This window comes from Magnetospira sp. QH-2 (assembly GCF_000968135.1).
GTDB lineage: Bacteria > Pseudomonadota > Alphaproteobacteria > Rhodospirillales > Magnetospiraceae > Magnetospira.
The window spans coordinates 1483263-1507988 of sequence record NZ_FO538765.1 but is presented as its reverse complement, the minus strand read 5'-3'; the positions used below and the strand labels follow the sequence as shown (position 1 = coordinate 1507988).

General features: G+C 58.3%; 25 protein-coding genes and 1 pseudogene. 16 read left to right on the top strand and 10 right to left on the bottom strand.

Annotated features, from left to right (window positions below; translation table 11 throughout):
* Positions 1 to 32: 32 nt before the first annotated feature.
* Together nadC and nadA are read right to left on the bottom strand one after the other, a co-directional pair.
* Positions 33 to 872: a carboxylating nicotinate-nucleotide diphosphorylase gene (nadC, locus tag MGMAQ_RS07090; RefSeq protein WP_046020991.1), complete on the bottom strand. Its 840-nt coding sequence runs from the start codon at positions 870 to 872 to the stop codon at positions 33 to 35.
* Between the two features lie 7 nt (positions 873 to 879).
* Positions 880 to 1896, bottom strand: a complete 1017-nt coding sequence (gene nadA, locus MGMAQ_RS07085) for a quinolinate synthase NadA (protein WP_082085325.1) — start codon at positions 1894 to 1896, stop codon at positions 880 to 882.
* Positions 1897 to 2203: 307 nt separating this feature from the next.
* Here nadA and MGMAQ_RS07080 point away from each other — a divergent pair, with 307 nt between their 5' ends.
* The 13 genes from MGMAQ_RS07080 to MGMAQ_RS07015 all read left to right on the top strand — a co-directional run bounded on the left by MGMAQ_RS07080 (position 2204) and on the right by MGMAQ_RS07015 (position 16424).
* Positions 2204 to 3181 (top strand): PAS domain-containing protein, encoded by a 978-nt coding sequence (locus MGMAQ_RS07080; RefSeq protein WP_046020990.1) that lies wholly within the window; start codon positions 2204 to 2206, stop codon positions 3179 to 3181.
* Between the two features lie 105 nt (positions 3182 to 3286).
* Entirely contained in the window at positions 3287 to 4363 is a 1077-nt protein-coding gene (locus MGMAQ_RS07075) for a cell wall metabolism sensor histidine kinase WalK (RefSeq protein WP_148560881.1), read from the top strand.
* 122 nt (positions 4364 to 4485) lie between these two features.
* Positions 4486 to 5544, top strand: coding sequence for a substrate-binding domain-containing protein (locus MGMAQ_RS07070; RefSeq protein WP_046020989.1), 1059 nt, complete (start codon positions 4486 to 4488; stop codon positions 5542 to 5544).
* 118 nt (positions 5545 to 5662) lie between these two features.
* Positions 5663 to 7045 (top strand): phosphate ABC transporter permease subunit PstC, encoded by a 1383-nt coding sequence (gene pstC, locus MGMAQ_RS07065; RefSeq protein WP_046020988.1) that lies wholly within the window; start codon positions 5663 to 5665, stop codon positions 7043 to 7045.
* A gap of 7 nt (positions 7046 to 7052) precedes the next feature.
* Positions 7053 to 8348 (top strand): phosphate ABC transporter permease PstA, encoded by a 1296-nt coding sequence (gene pstA, locus MGMAQ_RS07060; protein WP_046020987.1) that lies wholly within the window; start codon positions 7053 to 7055, stop codon positions 8346 to 8348.
* A 64-nt stretch (positions 8349 to 8412) separates the two neighbouring features.
* Positions 8413 to 9180, top strand: coding sequence for a phosphate ABC transporter ATP-binding protein PstB (pstB, locus tag MGMAQ_RS07055; RefSeq protein ID WP_046023064.1), 768 nt, complete (start codon positions 8413 to 8415; stop codon positions 9178 to 9180).
* A 29-nt stretch (positions 9181 to 9209) separates the two neighbouring features.
* Complete coding sequence (gene phoU / locus MGMAQ_RS07050; RefSeq protein ID WP_046020986.1) at positions 9210 to 9938, top strand: phosphate signaling complex protein PhoU; 729 nt, start codon at positions 9210 to 9212, stop codon at positions 9936 to 9938.
* A 33-nt stretch (positions 9939 to 9971) separates the two neighbouring features.
* Complete coding sequence (gene phoB, locus MGMAQ_RS07045; RefSeq protein ID WP_046020985.1) at positions 9972 to 10664, top strand: phosphate regulon transcriptional regulator PhoB; 693 nt, start codon at positions 9972 to 9974, stop codon at positions 10662 to 10664.
* Between the two features lie 70 nt (positions 10665 to 10734).
* Positions 10735 to 11307 (top strand): DUF1190 domain-containing protein, encoded by a 573-nt coding sequence (locus tag MGMAQ_RS07040; protein ID WP_052716205.1) that lies wholly within the window; start codon positions 10735 to 10737, stop codon positions 11305 to 11307.
* Positions 11307 to 12470: a glutathionylspermidine synthase family protein gene (locus MGMAQ_RS07035; protein WP_046020984.1), complete on the top strand. Its 1164-nt coding sequence runs from the start codon at positions 11307 to 11309 to the stop codon at positions 12468 to 12470. Before MGMAQ_RS07040 ends, MGMAQ_RS07035 begins: the two co-directional genes overlap by 1 nt.
* Before the next feature lie 543 nt (positions 12471 to 13013).
* A complete protein-coding gene (locus MGMAQ_RS07030; protein ID WP_046020119.1) occupies positions 13014 to 14045 on the top strand; it encodes an IS110 family transposase in 1032 nt (343 codons plus the stop codon).
* Positions 14046 to 14541: 496 nt separating this feature from the next.
* Complete coding sequence (locus MGMAQ_RS07025) at positions 14542 to 15519, top strand: hypothetical protein (protein WP_046020983.1); 978 nt, start codon at positions 14542 to 14544, stop codon at positions 15517 to 15519.
* A 335-nt stretch (positions 15520 to 15854) separates the two neighbouring features.
* A complete protein-coding gene (locus MGMAQ_RS07015; protein ID WP_046020981.1) occupies positions 15855 to 16424 on the top strand; it encodes a hypothetical protein in 570 nt (189 codons plus the stop codon).
* Between the two features lie 6 nt (positions 16425 to 16430).
* On the opposite strand, the gene MGMAQ_RS07010 is transcribed toward MGMAQ_RS07015, so the two are convergent.
* Positions 16431 to 17183 carry a tetratricopeptide repeat protein gene (locus MGMAQ_RS07010; protein WP_148560880.1) on the bottom strand — a complete coding sequence of 251 codons (753 nt, stop codon included), beginning with the start codon at positions 17181 to 17183 and terminating at the stop codon, positions 16431 to 16433.
* Positions 17184 to 17506: 323 nt separating this feature from the next.
* On the opposite strand from MGMAQ_RS07010, the pseudogene MGMAQ_RS07005 reads away from it, so the two are divergent.
* Positions 17507 to 17761: pseudogene (locus MGMAQ_RS07005) on the top strand (IS110 family transposase); the annotation flags it as partial.
* Positions 17762 to 17803: 42 nt separating this feature from the next.
* On the opposite strand, the gene MGMAQ_RS20345 reads toward MGMAQ_RS07005, so the two are convergent.
* From MGMAQ_RS20345 to MGMAQ_RS06965, 6 genes are all read right to left on the bottom strand, one after another.
* A protein-coding gene (locus MGMAQ_RS20345; protein WP_148560766.1) for an IS5 family transposase occupies positions 17804 to 18564 on the bottom strand; the annotation gives its coding sequence in 2 pieces (ribosomal slippage) (positions 17804 to 18241 and positions 18244 to 18564; 759 coding nt in all).
* Between the two features lie 372 nt (positions 18565 to 18936).
* Positions 18937 to 19710 (bottom strand): hypothetical protein, encoded by a 774-nt coding sequence (locus MGMAQ_RS06985; RefSeq protein WP_158498805.1) that lies wholly within the window; start codon positions 19708 to 19710, stop codon positions 18937 to 18939.
* Positions 19711 to 19800: 90 nt separating this feature from the next.
* Positions 19801 to 20238, bottom strand: coding sequence for a toxin-activating lysine-acyltransferase (locus MGMAQ_RS06980; RefSeq protein ID WP_158498804.1), 438 nt, complete (start codon positions 20236 to 20238; stop codon positions 19801 to 19803).
* Positions 20239 to 20514: 276 nt separating this feature from the next.
* Positions 20515 to 21171, bottom strand: a complete 657-nt coding sequence (locus MGMAQ_RS06975) for a cytochrome c (RefSeq protein ID WP_046020977.1) — start codon at positions 21169 to 21171, stop codon at positions 20515 to 20517.
* Between the two features lie 99 nt (positions 21172 to 21270).
* Complete coding sequence (locus MGMAQ_RS06970) at positions 21271 to 21636, bottom strand: flagellar biosynthesis regulator FlaF (protein WP_046020976.1); 366 nt, start codon at positions 21634 to 21636, stop codon at positions 21271 to 21273.
* Positions 21636 to 22475, bottom strand: coding sequence for a hypothetical protein (locus MGMAQ_RS06965; RefSeq protein WP_046020975.1), 840 nt, complete (start codon positions 22473 to 22475; stop codon positions 21636 to 21638). The genes MGMAQ_RS06970 and MGMAQ_RS06965 overlap by 1 nt, the downstream gene beginning before the upstream one ends.
* A 299-nt stretch (positions 22476 to 22774) precedes the next feature.
* Here MGMAQ_RS06965 and MGMAQ_RS06960 point away from each other — a divergent pair, with 299 nt between their 5' ends.
* Together MGMAQ_RS06960 and MGMAQ_RS06955 are read left to right on the top strand one after the other, a co-directional pair.
* On the top strand, positions 22775 to 23275 hold the full coding sequence (locus tag MGMAQ_RS06960; protein WP_252508692.1) for a magnetic particle specific iron-binding protein: 501 nt from the start codon (positions 22775 to 22777) through the stop codon (positions 23273 to 23275).
* A gap of 120 nt (positions 23276 to 23395) precedes the next feature.
* Complete coding sequence (locus MGMAQ_RS06955; protein ID WP_046020974.1) at positions 23396 to 23695, top strand: hypothetical protein; 300 nt, start codon at positions 23396 to 23398, stop codon at positions 23693 to 23695.
* Between the two features lie 6 nt (positions 23696 to 23701).
* Here the strand turns inward: MGMAQ_RS06955 and meaB are convergent, their stop codons facing one another.
* A complete protein-coding gene (gene meaB / locus MGMAQ_RS06950; protein ID WP_046020973.1) occupies positions 23702 to 24724 on the bottom strand; it encodes a methylmalonyl Co-A mutase-associated GTPase MeaB in 1023 nt (340 codons plus the stop codon).
* Positions 24725 to 24726: the final 2 nt, after the last annotated feature.

Here is a 24726-nt window from a genome sequence, read left to right as displayed (position 1 = left end):
TGAGTTCTCCCCCAAAAAAGCGCCGCTTTGCCTTAAGCCGCGCTCCAATCCAGGCCGATGTCCACCGCCGGGGCCGATTGCGTAATTCGCCCGACGGAAATGTAGTCGACGCCAGTTTCGGCGATGGCGCGGATGCTGTCCAGGGTTACCCCGCCCGAAGCCTCGGTCTTGGCTCGACCATCGACGATTTGCAAAGCCTGCCGCAGAACTTCGGGAGGCATATTGTCCAGCAGCAGCATATGAGCGCCCGCCTCCACTGCCTCGCGCACCTGATCCAGGGTATCGCATTCCACTTCGATGGTCAGACCGCTGTCGGCGGCCTTGGCCCGGCGGACGCATTCGGTGACGCCTCCGGCAACAGCGATGTGGTTGTCCTTGATCAGGATTCCATCGTCCAGCCGCATGCGGTGATTTTGGGCGCCGCCCATGCGGGTGGCGTATTTGGAAAGATCACGCAGCCCCGGCACGGTCTTGCGGGTATCGAGCAAGGTGGCCCCGGTTCCCTCGATGCGATCCACATACGAGCGGGTCTGGGTGGCGATACCTGACATGAACTGCAAAAGGTTCAAGGCCGAACGTTCCGCGGCCAGCAATTGGTGAGCCGGACCGGCCATGCGGGCGAGGACCTGTCCCGCAGCCACCCGGTCGCCGTCTTGCACCTCGGTCTCGAAATGGGCGTCTGGTGATAGTCGATGCACCACGGCCTTGGCAACGCCCAGCCCCGCAATCACCATATCGTGCCGGGCAGTCATGGTGCCGGCAAATCGAGCCCCTTTGGGAATGACGGCGGCGGACGTCACGTCGCCGCCGCCCACGTCTTCTCCGAGCGCGAAGTCGATCACCTGGGCGACAATTTCAGGATCCAGGCTCATAAAAACTCTATGCCGCCTCGGTCTTGGCGGGCGCCGGGCCGGACATATCAAGCATCCGTTCCAACGGCTTCAGGGCATCCACGCGGAGGGTTTCCGGGATGGTCACCGCAGGCGCGTCATTGACCATGCAAAGGTACAGCTTCTCCAAGGTGTTCTTGGCCATGAAGGGGCAATTGGCGCAGTCGCATTGGCCATCGGCCCCCGGCGCCGGAATGAAGGTCTTTCCCGGTGCATCCAATTGCATTTGATGAATGATATGGGGCTCGGTGGCGATAATGAACTCTTGCGCCGGATCGTTGGTCACATAGTCCAGGAGCATGCGGGTGGAGCCAACATGGTCGGCCTGTTGCAGGATCTGCTCCGGGCATTCGGGATGGGCCGCGACCCGGGCATTGGGGTGGCGCACCTTGAGCTTGATCAGTTCCCGCTCGGAAAACTGTTCGTGAATGATGCAGCTTCCGGGCCAAAGCTCCATGTTGTCGCGCCCGGTCTTGCGCTTGATATAGGCGCCCAGGTGGCGATCCGGCGCAAACAAGATTGGTTGATCCTTGGGCAATTGATTGACGATGGCCTCGGCATTGGATGAGGTCACAATGATATCGGACAGTGCCTTCACGTCCGCCGAGCAATTGATATAGGTCAGCGCCAGATGATCGGGATACTTTTCCCGATAGGCCTTGAACTGGTCCGGCGGACAGGAATCCTCCAAAGAGCATCCGGCCTCGGCATCGGGAATCAGCACGGTCTTTTGCGGGCTGAGGATTTTGGCCACCTCGCCCATGAACCGCACGCCGCAGAAGACGATGACATCGGCGTCGGTGGCCGCGGCCTTGCGCGACAGATCCAGGGAATCGCCGACGAAATCAGCCAGATCCTGAATTTCATCATCCTGATAATAGTGGGCCAGGATGATGGCGTTTCGCTCCTTGCGCAGGCGATTGATTTCCGCTTCCAGATCCAAGGTCGGATCCAGGTCGGCCTCTTTGCGGGCCGTGGCGTCGGGAAGCTGGATGGTCTCGGTCATCGGTTTTGTGTCTCCGCTTCGAAGGCCCCCGCCGGGTGCCCCCTGTTTGGTCCCGTCCAACGACGGGTTTCGCCAACATTGGTTATTTGTGAAATTCGGACGGTACGTCTTCGCGGCTTCATTGCGCGATCACGCGGCTCTCATGAGCGTCCTTCTTTGCCGTGCCTGCAATCCGGTTCTGCCTGTTACCGCAATATTAAATATTATATGTGCGAAATATGCCTCGGTTCAACGCCTGAAATAGCCCCGATTCCCTTTCGATGCTTGGGAGTCACGGCACAATCCCACGAGCAGGGGAAAACGACGGATGATGACAGCGACCAGGCCGGAACGGGATCGTCCGGAGAGCCCCTGCGAACCGGCGCAGATGCGCCTACTCGAAGCCATGCTCGATACCAGTCCGGTGGCGGTGGCCGTTACCGCGCCGGAAGACCTGCACATTTTGTTCGCCAACGCCGCCCTGGGGCGGATCTTGAGCCTGGAACCCGCCCTATTGGCCGGAGAACGGCTGGTGGACAGGGTTTTATCGAAAGAAGATGCGGCGAAAATTCTGGATCATATTGGTCGTGGCGACGGTGTTGGCCCGCTCTCCACCCGGCTACGCAGCCGGGATCAGGCGCACCGCTGGACCACCTTGACCCTGGAACCCGTCGCCACAAGCGAAGGCATGGTGGTGCTGTGGTGGATTGAAGACGAAGAAGAAATGCGGCGTTTGGAGCAACGGCTCGGCGCCAGCTTGATCAAGGAACACAAGCTGCTGCAACGGCTCGAATCTTTGGACATGGACCTGGGCCGCATGACCGCCGAAGATCCGCTGACTGGTGCCCTGGTGCGTGAACGTTTCATCGAATTGGGTGAATTGGAATTGATTGGTGCGCGACGCTACCGGGAACATGTGGCGGTCCTGACCGTTACCTTGCTGGATTTTGAGCCTATCTGTGAATTTCAGGGGCTGGCGGCCAGCGAGGATGCGGTCAAGACCGTGGCCGGGGCCTGCCAGAAATCCCTGCGCCAGGTGGATTACTTCGGCCACCTCAACGACCACCGGTTCGGCATCGTGCTACCGGGAATCGACGGCAAGCAGGCTGAAAACCTGCGCAATAGCCTCTTGAAATCTCTTTCCGCTCAGACACTGCGCGGCCTCAACGGCCCTTTCCGCCTGCGCGTGGCGGTGGGTCATACTCAGGCCTCGCAAGGCGACATATCGCTGCTGGAGGCCCTGGGCCGGGCCACGGACCACGAACAAGTTCTGGCCCCCCGCCCGCCTAAAGACGACAAAAGTTAACCACCGCCTTTCCAATTCGTCATAATAGCGTCATTGAGATCCCCTATTCAGGACCCAAGAGGGTCCGGAACGGTGAACGCCGAGGTTCTGAATGCGACAAAAACCATGAATAAGAAAGGCGTGAGGCGCATCGACGCCGCAATCATGCAGAGCCTGCCGGTGCCGGTGATTTTGCTCAATCGCGAACGGCAGGTTATTGATTTCAACGGGGCCGCCGAACCGCTGCTCAGCGAGACTCCCCGCGATCACGATCTCGCCTTGTCCCTGCGCCATCCCCGCCTGCTTGACGGGGTGGACAAGGTGCTCGATGGTGCACCGTTGAGCGACGGGGAATTCGTCATTGCCGCACCGGTGGCCCAGACCTTTCAATTCACCGTGACGGCCTTGAAAGAGAAAAAGCATACCGGTTTCGCCCGAGCGCTGATCATGCTCAACGACATCACCAGCATCCGCGCCACGGAACAGATGCATGCGGATTTCGTCGCCAACGTGTCGCACGAATTGCGCTCCCCTCTCTCGACCCTGATCGGTTTTATCGAGACCCTGCGGGGTGTGGGCTGGAACGATGACGAGGCCCGCAAGCGGTTCCTTGCCATCATGGACACCGAGGCTCACCGCATGAAGCGGCTGATCGATGATCTGTTGTCCTTGTCCAAGGTCGAGGTGCGCGAGCATGTGCCACCGCGCGGCGCGGTGGACCTGGGTAACCTGATCGATGAGATCGCCGTTTCTTTCATATTGCGGGCCAAGAAGCGCAACATGGAACTGAGCATTCAACCTTGCGAGAACCTTCCGCGGATATCCGGTGATCATGATGAACTTTCGGAGGTATTCACCAACCTGTTCGATAACGCCTTGAAATATGGCGAGGAAGGCCATCCGGTGACGGTTACCTTGAAAAAAGTCGACCGGGTCCCCTTTCACCGAAGTGAAGGAGTCTCTGTCGTGATCGCCAATCAAGGGGATGCGATTCCCGCGGAGCAGATCCCCCGTTTGACCGAGCGTTTCTACCGCGTCGACAAAGGGCGATCACGGGATCTCGGTGGAACCGGACTGGGCCTCGCCATCGTTAAGCATATTGTCAGCCGCCATCGGGGCCGCCTCTCCATCCGCAGCAAGCCGGACCATGGAACATCGGTCACCGTTACCCTGCCTTGCAGCCTGGACGACCCCGCCGTTTAGGTGTTGGTGTCATATTCCTGTCACGCCCCGGTAATAATAGTGCCTCTGGTTAAAAATATGATCATGGTGTCGGCCCCAAGGGGCGACGGCGTGTTCACTTTTAGCAAACAGAGAGATATTCCATGTTCACAAAGAGAATCGCCCTGGCGGCGGTCGTGTCTGCTGCGGCAGCTGGTTTTACCGGCACCGCCGAAGCCCGTGACCAGATCCGCATCGTCGGCTCCTCTACCGTTTACCCTTTTGCCACCACCGTGGCCGAACAGTTCGGCAAGACCACCAAGTTCAAGACCCCGGTTATCGAATCCACCGGATCCGGCGGTGGTTTGAAGCTGTTCTGTGCCGGTGTCGGCGTCGAGCACCCTGACGTCACCAACTCCTCCTCGGGCATCAAGAAGTCCCAGGTTGCAGATTGCATGAAGAACGGCGTCACCGAAATCACCGCGGTGAAGATCGGTTACGACGGCATCGTGATGGCCAGCTCCAAAAAGGCCCCGCAGATGAAGATCACCCGCAAGCAGATCTTCCTGGCCACGGCCGCTCACGTACCGAACCCGGACGGCTCCGAGACTCTGGTCGAAAATCCCTACAAGAAGTGGTCCGACATCGACAAGTCCCTGCCGGACTCCAAGATTGAAGTCCTCGGCCCGCCGCCGACCTCCGGCACCCGCGATGCCTTCGCCGAGTTGGCCATGGAAGGCGGCTGCAAAAAGTTTGGCTGGATCAAGGCCATGAAGAAGTCCGACAAAAAGAAGTACAAGGCTGTTTGCCACGGCGTGCGTGAAGATGGTGCTTATGTGGAAGCCGGCGAGAACGACAACCTGATCGTTCAGAAGCTGGATGCCAATCCGATGGCCTTCGGCGTGTTCGGCTTCTCCTTCCTTGATCAGAATGCCGACAAGATCCAGGGCTCCAACATTGATGGCGTGGACCCGACATTCGAAAACATCGCCGCTTCCGAGTATCCGGTGTCCCGCCCGTTGTGGTTCTACGTGAAGCAGGCCCATGTCGGAAAGATCCCCGGCATCAAGGAATACCTGGCCGAGTTCACTAGCGACAAGGCTTGGGGCGAAGAAGGATACCTGAGTGACAAGGGTCTGATTCCGATGCCCACCGCCGAGCGGGCCAAGTTCCGCAACGCGACCTCAGAAATGGCCAACAACGTCAACGAAGACGTCAAATAACCATTACCAACATTCCCGGTGGCCGATTTCGATCGGCCACCGAACACCCCCTTCGCGACCCGCAAGAACCATAGAAAGAGCTGTTCCGTACTCTTTTACCCAATCGGCGCTCATAACCATGCAAACCTTCGCCCTTATTCTCGCCATTCTCGGTCTCGCCCTCATGGCCTTTTGGACCGGTCGCGCCCGCGCGCTTTTGACCGTCGGAGGTCAGGCCAGCCGACTGCATTCGTTGCCCTCTTATCACGGGTACTACATTGCCCTGTGGTGCGCTTTGCCCGCGTTGAGCCTTCTGATCCTATGGGTTTCCCTCGAAGGGCCGATTCTCGAGCTGCTCCTGGTGAGCACCTTGCCGCAAGATGTGATGGAAGCATCGTCGAAAGCGGAACTGGCTCTCCTGATCAACGATATCCGCAATATTGCGGCGGGAAACATTGCCTCCGATACCAATGAGGTGAACCGCGCGGCCGCGGCCCGCTATGCAGACCTCCTGTTTTACAGCCTGATGGCGCGGATAACGCTGGTTTTGGGTCTTGCCGCCGCTGGCCTTGCCTTCGGCCGGAAATTCATTGCCCCGGCTCTTCGGGCCCGCAACGCGGTCGAGAAAACCGTGACCTTTTTCATGGTGGCCTGCTCGACCCTGGCGATTTTCATCACCATCGGCATCGTGTTATCGCTGGTTTTCGAATCAATCCGCTTTTTCGAGAGCGTCCCCGTCGCGGAATTCCTGTTTGGCACGGAATGGAGCCCGCAGACATCCTTGCGCGCGGATCAGGTTGGTTCCTCCGGCGCGTTCGGCGCCCTTCCGCTGTTCGCCGGAACCTTGCTGATCACGCTGATTGCCATGGTGGTGGCGGTGCCCATCGGCCTGCTCTCGGCCATTTATATGTCCGAATACGCCAACCGCAAGGCCCGCGACATGATCAAGCCGGTCCTCGAAATCCTGGCTGGTATCCCGACGGTCGTTTACGGCTTTTTCGCGGCTCTTACCGTGGCGCCCTTTTTCCGTGACAGCGGCAGTCTGATGGGTCTGGATATTTCATCGGAAAGCGCGCTGGCGGCGGGCGCGGTCATGGGCATTATGATTATCCCGCTGGTCTCTTCCCTTTCGGACGATGCGATCACCGCCGTCCCGCAGGCGCAACGAGACGGTTCCTATGCGCTGGGGGGGACCAGATCCGAAACCATTCGCCGCGTGGTCCTGCCTTCCGCCCTTCCGGGTATCGTTGGCGGAATCCTGCTGGCCGTTTCCAGGGCCATTGGCGAAACCATGATCGTTGTGATGGCCGCCGGTTTAGCCGCGAATCTGACCGCGAACCCATTCCAGGCAGTGACCACGGTGACTGTGCAGATTGTCACGTTGCTGGTCGGAGATCAGGAGTTTGACAGCCCCAAGACCCTGGCGGCCTTCGCCCTGGGCTTGGTGCTTTTCTGCGTCACGCTGGTGCTCAATATGATCGCCCTCTATGTGGTACGCAAGTACCGCGAACAATACGAGTGAGGCCGCCATGTCCGTCAATCTCAGCTCCCTTCAGACCGCGGAAAAAGTCCGAGCGAGTCTCAAACAGCGATACTCGGCGGAATTTCGGTTTCGCGCCTACGGCATAGCCGCCATCGGCGCCGCGCTGATCATGCTGATCGTGCTGTTTGGAACCATTTTCGGGAATGGCTACTCGGCGTTTTGGCAGACCGTGATGCCATTGGAAATATACATGGACGAACAAGTCATCGATCCACAGGGCGAGCGCAAGCCGGACACTCTTTCTTCGGCCGACTATCGGATCTTGGTCAAGAAGGCCATGCGCGACCTGTTTCCGGACGTCACCGGTCGACGGGACAAACGCAAACTCTATGGCTTGGTCAGTGACGGGGCGACGTTCTTCGCGCGCGAAATGGCCATGGAGGATCCCAGCATCATCGGTCAGCGGATCACCATTACGGTGCCCCTATCCGATGACGTCGATCAATACATCAAGGGGTATATCCGTGCTGATGTGCCTGAGAGCGATCGCCGTATTTCCGACAAGGAACTGGCCTGGGTCAAAACGCTCCAAGACCAAGGCCTGATCCGGTCGGAATTCAACACCTTGTTCTTCACTTCCGGTGACTCCCGGGAACCGGAATTGGCGGGCATTCTCGGAGCGGTGGTGGGATCGGGTATTACCCTGGTGGTCACCCTGCTGCTATCCTTTCCGATCGGTGTCGCGGCCGCCATCTATCTGGAGGAGTTCGCTCCGAAGAACAAGTTCACCGACGCCATTGAGGTCAACATCAACAACCTGGCCGCGGTTCCCTCCATTGTCTTCGGGCTGCTGGGTCTGGCCATGTTCCTCAGTGTTTTCGGCCTGCCCCGATCAGCACCGATCGTTGGTGGCCTGGTGCTAACCTTGATGACTCTCCCGACGATCATCATTGCCTCTCGCGCCGCTCTCACCGCCGTTCCGCCGTGGATCCGGGAAGCCGCTCTGGGCGTCGGAGCCTCAAAGATGCAGGCTGTGTTTCACCATGTGGTGCCTTTGGCATTACCCGGCATGCTGACCGGCACCATCATCGGCATGGCCCGGGCCTTGGGGGAGTCGGCCCCATTGCTGATGATTGGTATGGTCGCCTTTATCGTCGATATTCCCAAGGGCCCCTTCGACCCGGCCACGGCTCTGCCGGTTCAGGTATATTTGTGGGCCGATAGCCCCGAACGCGCCTTTGTCGAGCGAACCTCGGCAGCCATCATGGTGCTTCTGGCCTTCCTGGTGCTGATGAATGGCGCCGCGGTCTGGATGCGCAAGAAATTCGAACGCCGCTGGTAGGAGATAAAAAACCGTGAGCAACGTACATCTCGATATACCCACTCCAACCGCGGGTCAGCCTCTGATGACTGAGGGAACCCCCAAGGTGGCCGTCCGCAATGTGGACGTCTACTATGCGGACAAGCAAGCCATCCGCGATGTGAGCATGGACATTGGCGAAAAGGAAGTAACGGCTTTCATTGGCCCGTCGGGCTGCGGAAAATCTACCTTCCTGCGCTGCCTCAACAGGATGAACGATACCATCGACATCTGCCGCGTCACCGGGGATATTCTGCTTGACGGCGGAGATATCTATGACCGTCGGCTCGACGTGGTCGAGCTTCGGGCCCGGGTCGGCATGGTGTTCCAAAAACCCAACCCCTTCCCCAAGTCGATCTATGAAAATGTTTCCTACGGCCCGCGCATCCACGGTCTGATCGACCACAAGGACGAAATGGATGGCCTGGTACAGATGAGCCTGGAAAAAGCCGGGCTGTGGGGCGAGGTCAAAGACCGCCTGGATCAACCGGGTACCGGCCTGTCGGGTGGACAGCAGCAACGGCTATGCATCGCCCGCGCCATCGCCGTGCAGCCGGAAGTTATCTTGATGGATGAGCCCTGCTCGGCCCTGGATCCCATCGCCACATCCAAGATCGAAGACCTGATCGATGAGCTTCGGGCCAGCTTCACCATCATCATCGTCACCCATTCCATGTCCCAGGCGGCGCGGGTGTCGCAAAAGACCGCCTTCTTCCACCTGGGCGACCTGGTGGAACTGGATGATACCGAGGTAATCTTCACCAATCCGCAGGAACAACGCACCCAGGATTACGTTACTGGCCGCTTCGGCTGACATCCCCGGACGCTATGAGGATCCGATCCATGCCGCAGGATACCGAGCACGAACATACGAACCGCGCCTTCGAGCAAGAGCTCAAGACGCTGGAAAATACCGTCGCCAAAATGGGTGGTCTGGTCGAAGCGCAGTTCTCAGACGCCATTCTCGCTTTGGTGCGCGGCAACACCAAGCTGTCCACGGAAGTCATGGCCCATGACGAACGCATTGACGAAATGGAGCGGGAAATAGACCAAATGACCCTGCGCATCCTGGCTCTGCGACACCCTCATGCCGACGACCTGCGCGCCGTGATCGCGGCCTTGAAAGTGGCCAGCACGCTGGAACGCATGGGCGACTACGCCAAGAATGTCGCCAAGCGCAATCTGGCCCTGGCCAAGGCACCGGCTTTCAGTGGCGCCATCACCACCATTTCCCGCATGGGCACCCTGGTCCAGGAAATGGTCAAGAATGTGCTGGATGCCTATCTCAGCCGCGATACCGAGATGGCCACCGATGTCTGGAACCGCGATGAAGAGGTTGATCAGCTCCATACCAGCTTGTTTCGCGAGCTTTTGACCTACATGATGGAAGACCACCGGAACATCACGGCTTGCACGCACTTACTGTTCATTGCCAAGAACCTGGAGCGTATCGGCGACCACGCGACCTTTATCGCCGAACAGGTCCACTTCCTTGTCGAAGGGGAAATTCCCGACCAGGAACGCCCCAAGGACGATAGCACCTCGACCACTGTGGTCGAGATCGACGCTTAATTACCGGACGCAAAGAGGCAATACGGAGGACTCATGAAGCCGCTGATCCTGATTGTAGAGGACGAAGCCCCCCAGGCGGAGGTCTTGCACTATAACCTCTCGAAGGCTGATTTCCGCACATCCATCGCCGGGACCGGCGAAGACGCCCTCGTCAAAGTGGAAGAGGAACAGCCGGATCTGGTAATCCTGGATTGGATGCTGCCGGAACTCTCCGGGCTGGAAGTCTGCCGACGCCTGCGCTCCAAAAAGGAAACCCGAGGCCTGCCGGTGATCATGCTCACCGCCCGGGGCGAGGAAGGCGACCGCATCCGGGGCCTCGATAACGGCGCCGACGACTATGTGGTCAAGCCGTTCCTGCCCAGCGAGATGGTCGCACGGGTACGGGCCGTGCTGCGTCGGGCCCGCCCGGCCCTGAGCGAAGACAAGCTGGATTACGGCGATATCTCCATCGATCTGCTGGAACACAAGGTAACCCGCAACGGCACGTCGGTGCATTTGGGCCCGACCGAGTTCCGCCTGCTCACCACCTTGATCGAACGGCCGGGCCGGGTGTTCTCCCGCGAACAGTTGCTGGATCTGGTCTGGGGCCGCAATATCCATGTGGAAGAGCGCACCGTTGATGTGCATATCCGCCGCCTGCGCAAGGCGTTGAATGGCGAGAAAATGCCCGACCTGATCCGCACGGTGCGCGGCGCCGGATATTCCCTGGATGCGGAAAAGGCCTGACACCCTTTCATTCCTTGGTTAATCTGCCCATATTCGGAACAACCCGTATCCGGAGTTGAAGGAGTTTGTCATGAAGCGTTCGCGTCACGTTGCCCTGGTCATGATGGGGGCCTCTGCCCTCGCCCTGACCGCCTGCGAGGAAAGTCAAGTGGACGTGGGGGTTTTCGAGAGCGTTGATCAATGCATGATCACCCCGGGCATGACCAAGGAACTCTGCACGGAATCCCTGGCTGCTTCCCAGGAACAGCATGCCAAGGTGGCGCCCAAGTATACTTCCAAGGGCGACTGCGAAGCCGATTTCGGCGCCGGGCAATGCGAAGATTCCCCCTATCAGACCCAATCGGGCGGCTCGGTCTTCATGCCCATGATGATGGGCTTCATGATGGGCCAGATGATGGCCGGGCGCAGCCAACCCCTGTATCGCTCCTCCGACGACGCCAAGTCCTATCGCACCGCCGACAACAAGACCGTGGCCTCCAAAACCGGCATGACCAAGGTGCCGCAATCACTGACCAAGACCCCCAGCGTCAAGACCTCTACCATGCGCCGGGGTGGTTTCGGCAGCCGGGCTTCCAGCCTTGGACAGACGGCGCGCATGCCCACCGGGTCGACGCGCACCGGCTACCGCAGTTTTGGCGGCTGATGGACCGCATTGCCATTCCCGAGCGCGAGGACTGGAAAGCCACCGCCGAGCAAAACGGCTTTAGCTTCCATTCCCTCGACGGCGATCCCTATTGGGATGAGAGCCTGTGCTACAAGTTCTCCTTGCGCCAGATCGAAGACGACCTGGAAGACCCGGTGGAGGAGCTGGAACAATTCTGCTTCGAGGTGGTCGAGCGGGCCGTCAACGACGAGGAAGTGCTCAAGAAGCTGGCGGTGCCGGAGTTGTTCTGGCAACCCATCGCCGATAGCTGGGCCGACCGGGAACGCAATCTCTATGGCCGCATGGACTTTGTCTATGACGGCCAAAGCCCGGCCAAGCTTTTGGAATACAACGCCGATACGCCCACATCCCTGTTCGAGGCCTCGATCTTTCAATGGGTCTGGCTGGAACAGGCCATGGAGCGCGGCATCATCCCGCCGGGCTGCGATCAGTTCAATTCCCTGCATGAGCGATTGCAGGAATCCCTGTCCAACATGGGCATCCCGGGTCGCTTGCATTTCGCCTGCGCCAAGGACAGCACCGAGGACCGCGCGACGGTGGCCTACCTGGAAGACGTGGCCACTCAGGCGGGACTGGAGACCCGGTTCCTCTATATGGAAGACCTGGGGCTCTCTCCCGACCGTCGCTTTACAGATACCGAGGATGAGGCCGTCACCACCTTGTTCAAGCTCTATCCCTGGGAATGGATGATGGCCGAGGATTTCGGCGCCCAGATCCCCGACAGCGGCTGTACCTTCATCGAGCCCCTGTGGAAGTCCCTGCTCTCCAACAAAGGCCTGCTGCCCCTGCTGTGGGAGATGTACGAGGGCCACCCCAACCTGCTACCGGCCTACTTCGAAGGCGACCCGCGCGCGGCCGACCTGGGCGGGACCTTTGTCAAGAAACCGCTGTTCTCCCGCGAGGGCTGGGACATCACCCTGGTGGAAGACGGCGCCGTGCCACATACCCCCAAGGTGGGCCCCTATGGCGAGGAGGGCTTTGTTCTTCAGGCCTACCACCCCCTGCCCGATTTCGACGGCTTCCGCCCGGTCTGCGGCGTCTGGCTGGTGGCCTCCCAGGCGGCGGGCATGGGCATGCGCGAGGACAACAATTGGGTCACCAGCGACGACGCCCGCTTCGTGCCCCATGTGATCGCCGACTGATCTCCCGCCGAACGACCGGATTCGCTCGTCGGTCGGCTCACCATTCCCCCCGGTGGGTCGCCTACCGGGGCAAGGCGCTGAACATCAAGAGGCAGCTCTAGCAGGCTGCGGAAAAAGTCCGATTTCGAGCCTGTGGCGACACATGCTTCGACAAGCTCAGCATGAGGGTCTTTGAATTTTCAACATGTTAGAGACGGATTCAAAAGTATTCCTTTGATCTCGAGGGCGTATATTTCCGCTCTGGCGGCGTCAAGACCTCCTAACGGGGCGCCGCCCCGTGTCGTCGGCCTTTCCTGGCCAAATCAAAAATCTACTGCCTTGATATCTAAAGGATACTTTTAAATCCGCCTCTTAGCCTCACCCTGAGCTTCCTCATCCCGAGCTTGTCGAGGGACGAAGGGTAACGCGGGCCGTAGAACAACACTTTTTCAGATGGCGGTAATCGAGCAGTCAGGGATTGCCTAAACAGTCAGCTGGTCTCCACACTCGGTCTTGATCAAGTATCCGGGTCAATTCCTGGACATGGAACAGAGGAGACCAGCTATGGAGTATTTTGTTGGAATGGACGTATCGATGGCAAGCATTTCGATCTGTGAGATTGATGCAAAGGGAACCGTCATTCGCGAAGGCAAGGTGTCAAGCACACCCGAGGCGGTCGCCACTTGGCTCGAGGAAAGCGGGCGTGGCTTTGCGCGAATTGGGTTGGAAGCTGGCCCTCTGGCGCCTTGGCTGTACGCAGGACTGTCCAGTCGGGGCCTCCCTGTGATTTGTATCGAGACCCGGCAAATGAAGGCCTTTGCCAGCGCCAGCCCAGTCAAGACGGACCGTCGCGACGCCCGCTTGATCAGCCAGGCGATGCGGACCGGTTTGTACCGCGCGACCCACGTCAAGACCGCGCGCAGTCAGGAGCTCCGGATGGTGCTGACCCATCGGGAGACCCTGGTTCATCAGGTCCGTCAGTTGTCCAATACGGTACGAGGAACATTGAAAGCTTTCGGCCTCAAGGTCGGTATGGCGCGCGGACGCCTTTTCGCGGCGCGGGTTCGGGAATTGACGGCTGATAACCCGCACCTCAGCGCAGCCGCCGAGCCGCTCTTGCTTGCGCGCCAAGCCTTGCTCGAACAACTCGACAAGCTCGACCGGCAGGTTCATGCCGCTGCGCGCGATGATAGCGTTTGCCGGCGCCTGATGACCGTTCCCGGCGTCGGCCCGGTTACCGCCCTCGCTTTCAGGACAGGACTCGACGTGCCGGAACGGTTTCAAAAGTCGGTCATGGTCGGCGCCCACTTCGGGCTTGTCCCACGCAGATACGCCTCGGGAGAGCAGGACCGAAGCGGCCCCATCAGCAAGTGCGGAGATGCCATGGTTCGTTGGCTTTTGTTCGAGGCCGCCAATGCACTTCTCACTCGAACCCGCCGTTGGTCCTGGCTCAAACACTGGGGGCTCGCGGTCGCCAAAAGGCGCGGGATGAAACGCGCCAAGGTCGCCGTTGCCCGGCGTCTCGCCGTAATCATGCATCGCATGTGGATCGACGGCACGGACTTCCAGTACCGCAAGGAGGAGACCGCCATCTAAACACAACGAAAACCGAGATCGCCTGAAGGGCGGCCAGGACGCGTGGCGACGCGCGGGGCTCGGATGACAGCGCGCAGGCTGCAGTGGCGTAAGACCACGCTTTTCAGATTGCTGCACCCGATCCCCCTTGATCCCCATCATGCGGCGACGACGTCGACCGCGGACAGAAGCAAAGGGCGCCACATAACCCAGGTTCAAACCGACGGCTTGGAAATCAGCTTGACTCAAATGACTCGATTACAGAAGCAGCCTGTTAAGCCCTCCGCGCTGCCCCCTTCGCATAATTTTCTAGGTAATTTTTCCGATATTGGCCCACATGAATGCATGGGGGCCTATTTTTTTGGGTCCATGGGCGGTAATACCCCTTTTTTGTTCTTGATAAGCTGCCGGGGAAGTCGAATGATCATGGGAACAACAACGTATAATAGGCCTTTATAGGCTATAGAATCCCACATATCGGAGCATTATCCGATGAGCTGATAAAGGACCCAAACCAATGAAACGTGACAGACTCGTTCGAACCTTCGCGCCGGAAAGCGACTACGCAGACCGCCTGGACCGGGATACCACCTCCGAGGCCCTGGCCCGCATCCTCGCCAAGCCTCTGGCTCTTTGGACCGCCACCGACGTGAACCGGGCGATGATGAGCCGGGCTTATATGGACGGCGGACGCGCGGACCCCTTGGGCGCCCGCGACCGGGTTACCGCCTGGTTCAAACAGACCTATCCGGGCAAGGTGGATCTGTCCGGCGGTGCCCGGGCCGTGGGCCAGGCCTTCGCATTCCCCGAGTCCCGCCGGGAGCTGGACGAGACCCTGGCCCGGCGGGCGGCGGGCCAACTGTTGCAGGACCATGGCCGCTACGGCGATACCTTGCTGGCTCATATTACCGAGCAGGAAGCCATGCTGCTGCACCTGGCCACCGACGGCGGCTCCATCAATCCCATGACCGGGCTGCTGGAGTTCTGGGAAGACCGGGACGACAACGATACCTTGGGCGGCACCTCCGGCCAGTCGGCGGGGGCATCGGTTTCCGATGATGGCGACACCTGGTCCGATAGCGGCGGCTGGAACAACAGTGGTGTTGGAAGCTGGCATGATGACACCAACCCCGGCGGTCGCAATGATGGCGATTACAACGGCTCGGCGATCGACAACACCGCCTCCCTCGACGGCGGCGCGCAAATCGCCCAAACACCGGAGAAGGGACCGGATAAAAATTGGATTGGAACGAAAGACCCATCCGGCCACCTGAAATCAGCGAATCCCCGTGGCCATATCGGCACCAACCCCAAGGGCCACATATCCTTGGAAGACAAAAAACCCTCGCCCTCCGAAATCCTGGGCCAGCGTCCGGGCGATAGGATCGAAGACGAACTCGGCGCAGTCTGGGAACTCATGCCGGACGGGCAATGGCAGCGGGTGCTGGATGAGAATACGTTGGAGATTCTGGAGGAAGAAGGACCACGCTACTAGGCTTTGGACATGGCGCAGCGGCGCAAATGAACGAGTCCTCGCTGCCTCGCGTACTCTAATGCCCGCAGAACTCTATGGGAAACCGGTGGTCTGTGCACAGTCAACCGGTAGCCACGTTTTACGCTCAATTCATCATTGAGGTGAGCTTCAACACAAATATCCGGCGGGATGGGATACGGAACCACGGTCCCTTCCTCGAACGAGGACGGCCTGTCCGTTCCCGTCGGCGGGTCAGCCATCAGAAACATGGCCAGGATGATAGGGGCGAGTTGCATGTACCTATCATATCACACCTAAAGCACGAATAAAAGACCACCCCCAAGGGAAACATATCCTTGGAAGCCGAACGCGCCGACCAGGCCCGCAAGGAGGCCGAGGCCAGGGAGAAGGCTGAACAGGCCGCCCTGGCCCAGGCGCGGGCAACCGCACTTGCCAGGGACTACAAGGTGCCCGAAGACCAAGTGCTCGCGGCGGGAAAACCGGGTTTAGCTGCTCTGGAAGCCCTGGTGGGATTGCGCAACGCCAATACTCCGGTCGCGCGCAACGCGGCTCGGTCGGGAGTTTTGGAATCTATCCAGGGCTTGTCGAAGACCGCCCCAGATCTTGCCCGCGACCTACAGGAAAAAGTTGTCGACAACCTCACTAATCCCACCTGGGACATGACTCTGATGGGCGATAAGGAATTGAAAGATCGGGTGGAAGACAAGACGTCTGATAAAATTGCGACGGCTACTGGGAAGGTAGCGACTTATACCTCACCTATCGGTCTAGCCAACCCATTCATTGGGGCATTGGTTGGATTTGTCGCTCTTGCTGCTGAGTTATCAAATCTCTACAGGCAAAATGTAGAACATCCGGGGCTTCAAGAAGAAATTGATCGGAGAGCAAAATCCCATGACGACTAATGTAAATTACGAGAACCATTCTTCTCGACAAGTTCCCGCACCTAAATGGTGTTGTAGCATTGTGAATGATGGAATGTAGAGCAATCGGACAATGCGGACAGGCGGCTCCATTTTGGGGCGCCAGTTCGCATGCCTAATCTTGATGTCGTGAGCGGTGCGTGCGCGCATAAACGAACCGAAACCATGGCCTTTACTAAGATCGTCAATAGCCAGCCCATGGCCATTTCGAGCAGCCTCAAGCATCCACAAATAGCTTTGTGAGGCACTGTCGATCAGCCCATCGTGAGTCTCCCTATATGCCAATGCCAACTCGTATTGGGCAGGAGCAAAACCGCTTCGAGCGGCCAAGTCGAACCACTCCGTGGCTAAGCATCGATCCTGTTTAGCGCCCAGTCCCTGGTCCAACATCTTTCCAAGATAATACTGTCCTTCCGCATGCCCTGCCTTGGCAAATGGCAACAGAATTTCATAGGCTTTCGTAAAATTATCGGCGTCGTATGCAGCCTTTCCCATTTCCAGGATTGGGATGGCAAATTGTTGGTCAGGTTTTCTTGGGTCCCTTTCTCCGAGCAGGTTATTCATCGGGATCAATCCAAGATAGAACAGTCCAGCATAGGCCGTTAACACGAAATTGGGCCCCAACCATAGAAGAAATATTATTTGATAAATTCTCTTGTATCGCTTTTGAAGCATTTCTTCCCGCAAAAGGTTGTTAAGTGCATAAACTACTACTTTACTACTGTTATCAAGGGACTGCAATTTTTATCGAACCTAGAAAGACGCCCTCGGCGCAGTCTGGGAACTCATGCCGGACGGGCAATGGCAGCGGGTGCTGGATGAGAATGCCTTCCTTAAAAAGTCCCTGATACGCCTTTCGTCTTTGCCCGCCAGCATGGCCAAGGGCGTCGTAACAGGGGGGCCCGGTTATCATTTTACTCTGACCCCATTGGTCTTATGGGCGATAAGGAATTGAAAGATCGGGGTTACGGTGACAGGTTACGGTAATGGCATGGACGCCCCCTATCGGCTTCGTGATGAGCCATACTGGAGGTGTTGAAACTTTCCAATAGCGGGAGCGTCCAATGAGCAATGTTACCATGATCGGCCTTGATCTGGCCAAGAACCTGTTCCAAGTCCATGGGGCCGACGAGGCGGGTCGTCCGGTTCTGCGTAAGAGGCTGCGGCGGAGCCAGCTTTTGCCGTTTTTTGGCGGACTTGCTCCCTGCCTGGTGGCGATGGAGGCCTGCTCGGGCGCGCATCATTTCGCCCGCGAGATCCAGGACCTTGGACACAAGGTCCGGCTGAACCCACCGCAATACGTCAAGCCCTTCGTGAAGACCAATCAAAGGGGTCAGAGTAAATCGATCTAGGCTCAGGACTCATAACCAGAAGATGACGGTTGCGGCGATGCAGATTGCGCTCATGAAGGTATGGGCGCAACGGTCGTAGCGGGTGGCGATACGCCGCCAGTCCTTGAGCCGACCGAACATGCGCTCGATCAAGTTTCGCTGCTTGTAGAGGGCTTTATCGTAAAGGATTTCCTCTTTGCGGTTCGAGCGACCTGGAATGCAGGGCTCGATGCCGAGATCAAGCAGGGCCTGGCGGAAACGGTCGCTGTCGTATCCCCTGTCGGCGATCAGGTCGTCGGCATCAGGGAATGCAGGGAGCATGGTGTCGGCGCCGCGATAGTCGCTGACTTGTCCTTCGGTCAGCAGCAGGATCAGGGGCTTTCCATCGGCATCGCAGGCGGCATGCAGTTTCGAATTCAGGCCGCCCTTGGTGCGCCCGATACGGCGGGGAACAGCCCCTTTTTGAGCAGGCTCGCCGCCGTCCTGTGGGCCTTGAGATGGGTGGCGTCGATCATCACCGTATGGGTGGCCGTGCTTTCGGCGGCCAGGGTGGCGAAGATCCGGTCGAACACTCCGGCCTCGCTCCAACGGACGAAGCGGTTGTACAGGGTCTTGTGCGGTCCATAGGCGACGGGCGCGTCACGCCACATCAAGCCGTGGCGAAGAACATGGATGATGCCGCTGATCACCCGCCGGTCATCGACGCGCGGGACGCCTCTTGTTTTGTTCGGCAGCAACGGTTGAAGGCGTTCGAATTGTTTGTCGGACAACCAGAAATGATGGCTCTGCATCGGCTTTCCCCTCCCTAAAATTCCAGGGAAGGGAATCATGTCCACCGACTATTGGGAATCCCTTTTATGGGTCCTGAGCCTAGGCATTTGCCACCTCCCGATATTTTTTTGACCTCAGATCCCCACCTCTGGGAATTGGCTCTATACGCCTGTCCGTCATTTTTTTGATTTCACCCTTGAAGCGACCCCCGCCGAGTACCCAGCCTTTGTTGGTGTTCAACCGGATCTCCTCCAGAGCTCGATCCGGAATGCCTTCCTTATAAAGTCCCTGATACGCCTTTCGTCTTTGCCCGCCAGAATGGCCAAGGGCGTCGTAACAGGGGGGCCCGGTTATCAATTTACTCTGACCCCATTGGTCCATTCCTCACCCCCTCATGAATCACCAAGCTCGCGCTGCGACAGCATATTCAAAAACCGAATAGTCCAATATAACCAAAACAACAATCCACCAAAACCAATTGGAAACCCAAAAGAAGCCATCAGCAAGGCAAACATTTCGTAGCTTTCATTATCGTACAAATATCCACCAAAATACTGATGCATTATTATTTTATACGACGATAAAAAAACATACATATATCCACTTATATAATAAGTTGCATACAAAAAGTTACGGTCAATCTCTCTATTAGATAACTCCTTTATATTATTATTATATAAAATCTCAATAAATACGAAAACAAATACCAATAAAGTAGATATAATTGACGAAAAGACACATACATTTATAAATTTTGGCCACTCGCTCGCCGAGTCATTACTAGTTAAATGCATAACTATATCGATGTGGTATAAGTCTATATATTTTTTTTTCGCCAATATTACAGACAATAATTCATCACTGTACACAGCCACAATATAGTATGAAATATATATCATAGAAACATTGAAAACAATTATAATAACATCCACATAAAACGATTCTAATCCGAAGTATGTATTTCTTTTTAACTCAAAACCATAGTATTTATCAACCCTATATTTTTTCTGAAATATAAGTACATATAATAGAAGAACAAAAAAACCTGCATATAGAGATAATTTATAGTCATTCAGATAAACGTATATATATATAAATGACATAGAAACCAACATGGATTCCCAGCTTAGTTTTAATATATATATAAATTTAATCATAATATTCACCTATAATACAAAAACTATTCGAAGATATACGGAATCTTATCTTGTAAATTGGTGTAAATATCGCTTCCCCCTGTTTCAGTGGAAACCAAATCAACAACAACACAATATGTTTCTACTTCGCCATTCTGATGGCGCCCAACTGGCGAAGCCGACGACGTCCCCATTCGAGCGGTACAGGCGGAATTGTTTGAGCAGGATCGGCGGCAGCAGCGTCCATTCAAGATCGGCAATGAATAAATGCCGCATGTTGGTCGACCGCATCGCCAGCAGAACCACCTGCCCCAGGACTTCCGCCACGCTTCGGGCCCCGACATTCATTTCCGTTGTCAGATCTGAATTCAGACCACCACTCGCTTGCGAGGAAGCAACGCTTCGGCTCTCAACTGTCGCATCATCGGCGTCCAGATCCCTTTCGGGCTGGACAATACCACCTGGATCATCATTGACCATACGCTCACCCCAATCCCATCTATCAGACCGCTTCGCGCTCCCCAGCGCTTGACAGCAGCGGCCCTCAACCGCGATCATGCTCTTACTTTTTGGTGTGATTATGCAAGAAAGATTTCTCATAAGGTGCTGAGCATTGGAATATCAGAAAGTTATGGTGAGATTTTGAATTACTCATATATTCGCCTATAAGTTACGGTGACAGTCCACTAATTCCATTGAAACACACCGGCCTCCCCACCACGCCCCAGCATCTCTGGACCGCCACCGATGGGGATCGGACGATGAGGGCCAAGATAAACAGACCAAAGGGGCCGCTGGAGACGGCCCCCCGATCCGATGACCGCACCGCTCTGCTTACCACCACTTGGGAATGCGGAAGGTATCGTGGCATTGGTGGCAGGACTGGATCAGGTCGGAGAAGGCCTTGACCGTGTCCTGGGTGAAGGTCTCCTCGCGCCAACCACCGGAACGCCCGCTTCGGTTGGGCATGCGCGTCCGCCAGGGTGGCCCGGCATAGCGTTGGCCGGAAGGCCGATAGACATTGCCTTCCTTGGCGTCTTCCTTGGTCGGGCGCATGGCCAGTTCGTCGGCCAGGATCCCTGCGCGGTTCTTCAGTTCCTCGGCATAGCCCTTGAAGATGTCGAACTTCTCCCAGATCAAAGGCAGGCTGCGGGAATGGCGGGTCCGGGTGCCCGGCCTATAGAGCCGCCACAGGTTCTCCCCGGCGCCGGATTCGATTTCCCGGGCCATGCGGGCCGCTTCCCGGCGATCAATATGGCGTCGGCCCTCGAAGATCTGTTTGAGTTGCAGCATTTCCTGACCATGGTCACGCATCAGGTTCTGCCGTTCATGGGTCATGCGCGAAGCCTCGCCACTCTGCGGACCACCGGGGCCCACGCGCGGGCCCGGACCGGACCAGGGCGCGCCCCAGTATTGCGCCACGGCGGTTCCACCCAGGGCCATACCCAGGCACAAGGCTGTTGCCGCCATCCAATGTTGATGAATTTTCATGACATTCCCCCATGCTGTGAGGTCCAAGCTCCCCGGCCCCATCCCCGAGCCCGGGAGACGCTGGAATTATACCACAAACAAGGGCAAAAGTCCGGTTGATCAGGGATCCCGCTGGGCCAGGGTACGGTTGACGGCAATCATCTCGTCCAGGCGTGCCGTGCTCGGATCGCGGGCCGCCAGATTGATCTCCTGAGCCATGAAATCGCACAGATCCAGCAGGTTTCGGCGCAAGTCGTCGGAAAGCGGGCTGCCTTCTGTTTCCAGGTCTGACTGAAAGATCGACCAGAGTCGATGGTTGAAACGCAGGGCCCCGGCCAGGTCGCCGCGACCATGCCGGGCCTGGTCCAAGAGCCGGGCGGCCTTGACCAGGGCCTCGGTTTCTGCCCGGGCGATGATCTGCGGCCCCTTGGCGGCCTTGGCGTAGGCGGCGCGGGCAGCCTGCAAGGCGTGGGACGAGCGGATCATCAGAAGCTATTGGAAACCAGATCGACGATCAGCGACTGGGAGCGGGCGGCGATGCGCTGGCTTTCGATATTGAGAGCGTCGCGCACCTCCACCGCCTGAAGGGTGGCACCGCTTTCATAGGGGTCGCTGTCGGTCAGCCGGGCCGCGCCGGTCTGCGCCACGCTGGCCAGATCTTCGTTGAAATCGGCCCGCACTTCCAGGATCGAGGCATTGATACCGATGGATTGGGCACTGGCCTGCAAGGTGCTGCCCGCGCTCTGCACGGCACTCAGCGCGGCGTCGATATCGGCCTGGGTGGCGAAGTTGTTGTAGTCGGTGGCCGCACTGCCCAGCCCCAGACTGGCCGCATCGCTGGCCCGGCCCTCGACGGTGAATTCAGTGCCGGGGGTATCGCTGGTGGAGACCCGCAGGCTATCGGCGGGCACATCCAGCAGATTGGTGCCCTGATAGGAGGTATCGCCGACCAGATTATCCAACTGCGAGGCCACCTGATCGAATTGCCGCGCCAGTTCTTCCCGCTCCACGGCCGTGCTGGCGTTCTGTGCCGCCAAGGCAATGCCTTCGAGCTGATCGGTCAGCCGCCCGGCGGCATCCAGACCGGCCTGGGTGGCTTCCAGGGATTGAATGGCCTGTTCCGTATCGTCGCGAGCCTCGAGCAGGGCCGCGGCCTGCGCATTCAAGGCATCGGCGGCAATTTGATCTTCGATATCGTCGCGGAACCGCTGGTCCCGTTCGCTGCGCAGCAGGTCCCGGGTCGCCCGGTCGCGGGCACGATCCAAGGTGACACGCTCAAACTGGGCGTTCTGAATGGCGGCAACGGTGGCGACGGGCTCGGCCATGGAACCTCTGCGGAATCATCGATACTCCCCGGAGTATAGCAAATCTTCGCCGCGATGAAAAACGACGGTCGTCACAGTTTCGCGAGGCCGCAGCCGTCGAAGTATCGACCTCTAGCGCGTGTCGGGTCCAATCGGACCCGATGGACAGGCGCGACCTTATAGGAATCGATCAAATACAACGTGATCTAGAAAAAAAGGGTTTTCCGAACGAATTCAATTCCGTACTATGGCTTTCAAGTATTCAGCCTGCCTCTTATCCGTTCGAGGCAGTTTTTTTTGAGAGAGAGGGGTCTCGAATCATGCGTATCACCGAAGCCGGATTGAAGCTTCTGCAAGGCGAAAGCGTCGTTATCAAGGGTCCGGCGGACGTGTCCGTCGTACCGGGCAAGGCCGTGGCCGCCGCCCCGGGCAAGGCCGCCGCCGCAAAGGCCGGAGCCGCAAAGGCCGGAGCCGCCAAGATGGGCGCCGCCAAGATTGGTGGGACCAAGATCGCCGGAACAGCCACCGCGACCGTGGGCACGGCCAAAACTGGCATCGCCGGAGCCGGGGCCGCCGCTGGAACCGCCGGAGCCACCAAAACCGCCGCCGCCGCCGGTACCATCTGGAACGGCACCGGCTGGAGCCTTGGGCTGGGCATGGGCCTGGGCGCCTGGGGCCCGGTCATTTTGGTTGCCGGAGGCATTGGCGGCTACGCCATGTATCGCGGCTATAAAGCCCACAAGCTGAGCAAGCAGGCCAAGGAACTGGCCGCCAAGGCCCGCAAGGCCGCCAACCCCTTCAGCGCCTTCCGCCGCGCCTGATCGGCGGGACGCTATCGCGCTTCCGGAAACCCGGCCTTTGGAAAAGGGCCGGGTTTTCCATTTGAACGGAGAATCCCATGACAGCCGCCCCTTTATTCATGAAAAATCATCTGCATCGCAGTGACCTTCGCGTGGCTGATCGACCCGGTCCCGGCCCATGCTGGCTATGATGGCCTTGAGCGGGTCACATTCATTTGGGGCCATGGCCTGGGGTGCCGCAAAGCGGACGTGGAACTGCCGCTTTTCAAGACTCTCGATCCAAATGCCGTGGAACTCGGCACGTCGACGGGGAAACGCTTTCCGAACCTGCGCATGCAGGCCCGTGAAGGCGGCGTGGTGGTCCATGCCCACTTCGGCAAGATGAAATGGGATGCCTTTACCGATCTGGTGGCTAAATACGTGACGGCTGCTGGGGAGTAACACTCCCTACTCCCAGTCCTTCTCCCCCAAGAACGCGCCGATGATGCGTTCGCTGGCGGCGCTGGGATTGAGGTCGCCGTCATAGACGGCCTTTTCCAAATCGGTCATCAGGGATTGAACTCGGGGATGGCCACGCAGCTCTTCGCGCAGGCGGTCATCGACCATGGACCACATCCAGCGAGACCGCTGGTGGCGTCGTTTTTCGGCCAGTTCGCCGCTTTGATGCAGGGTGTCATGGTGGGCCCGAAGGGTCTCCCAGAGTTTGTCCAGGCCCGCGCCGGTGGCGCCGCTCATGCAGAGCACCTGCGGCTGCCACTTCGATTCCGTCGGGGTCATGATATGCAGGGCGCCGCGATAGGATTGGGCGGCGGATTCGGCCCGTTGCACATTGTCGCCGTCGGCCTTGTTCACGGCAATCACGTCGGCCAACTCCAGAATACCTTTTTTGATTCCCTGCAGTTCGTCCCCGGCGCCGGGCAGCATGAGCACCAGGAACACATCGACCATCTCGGCGACCACGGTTTCCGATTGGCCGACACCAACGGTTTCAACCAGGATCACGTCGTAGCCCGCCGCCTCGCACAACAGCATGGTCTCGCGCGTGGCCCGGGCGACGCCGCCCAGGGTCCCTGCGGAGGGCGAGGGTCGGATGAAGGCATTGGGATCGGCGCCGAGCTTTTCCATGCGGGTCTTGTCGCCGAGAATGGAGCCGCCGGAGCGCGACGAGGAAGGATCCACCGCCAGCACCGCCACGCGATGGCCGAGCCCGGTGAGATAACAGCCAAAGGCCTCGATGGTCGTGCTCTTGCCTACCCCGGGCACGCCGGTCACGCCAATGCGATGGGCCTTGCCGGAATGGGGCATGGCTTGTTGCAACAACCCGTGGGCGTCGGCACGGTGCTTGGGATTGGTGCTTTCGATCAGGGTAATGGCGCGGGCCAGAGAGGCCCGATCCCCCGCCGCCAGCCCCGCCGCCAGATCGGCGACACTGGGCCGCCGACGCGGTCGAGCAGGCGCGGGTCCATCCATGG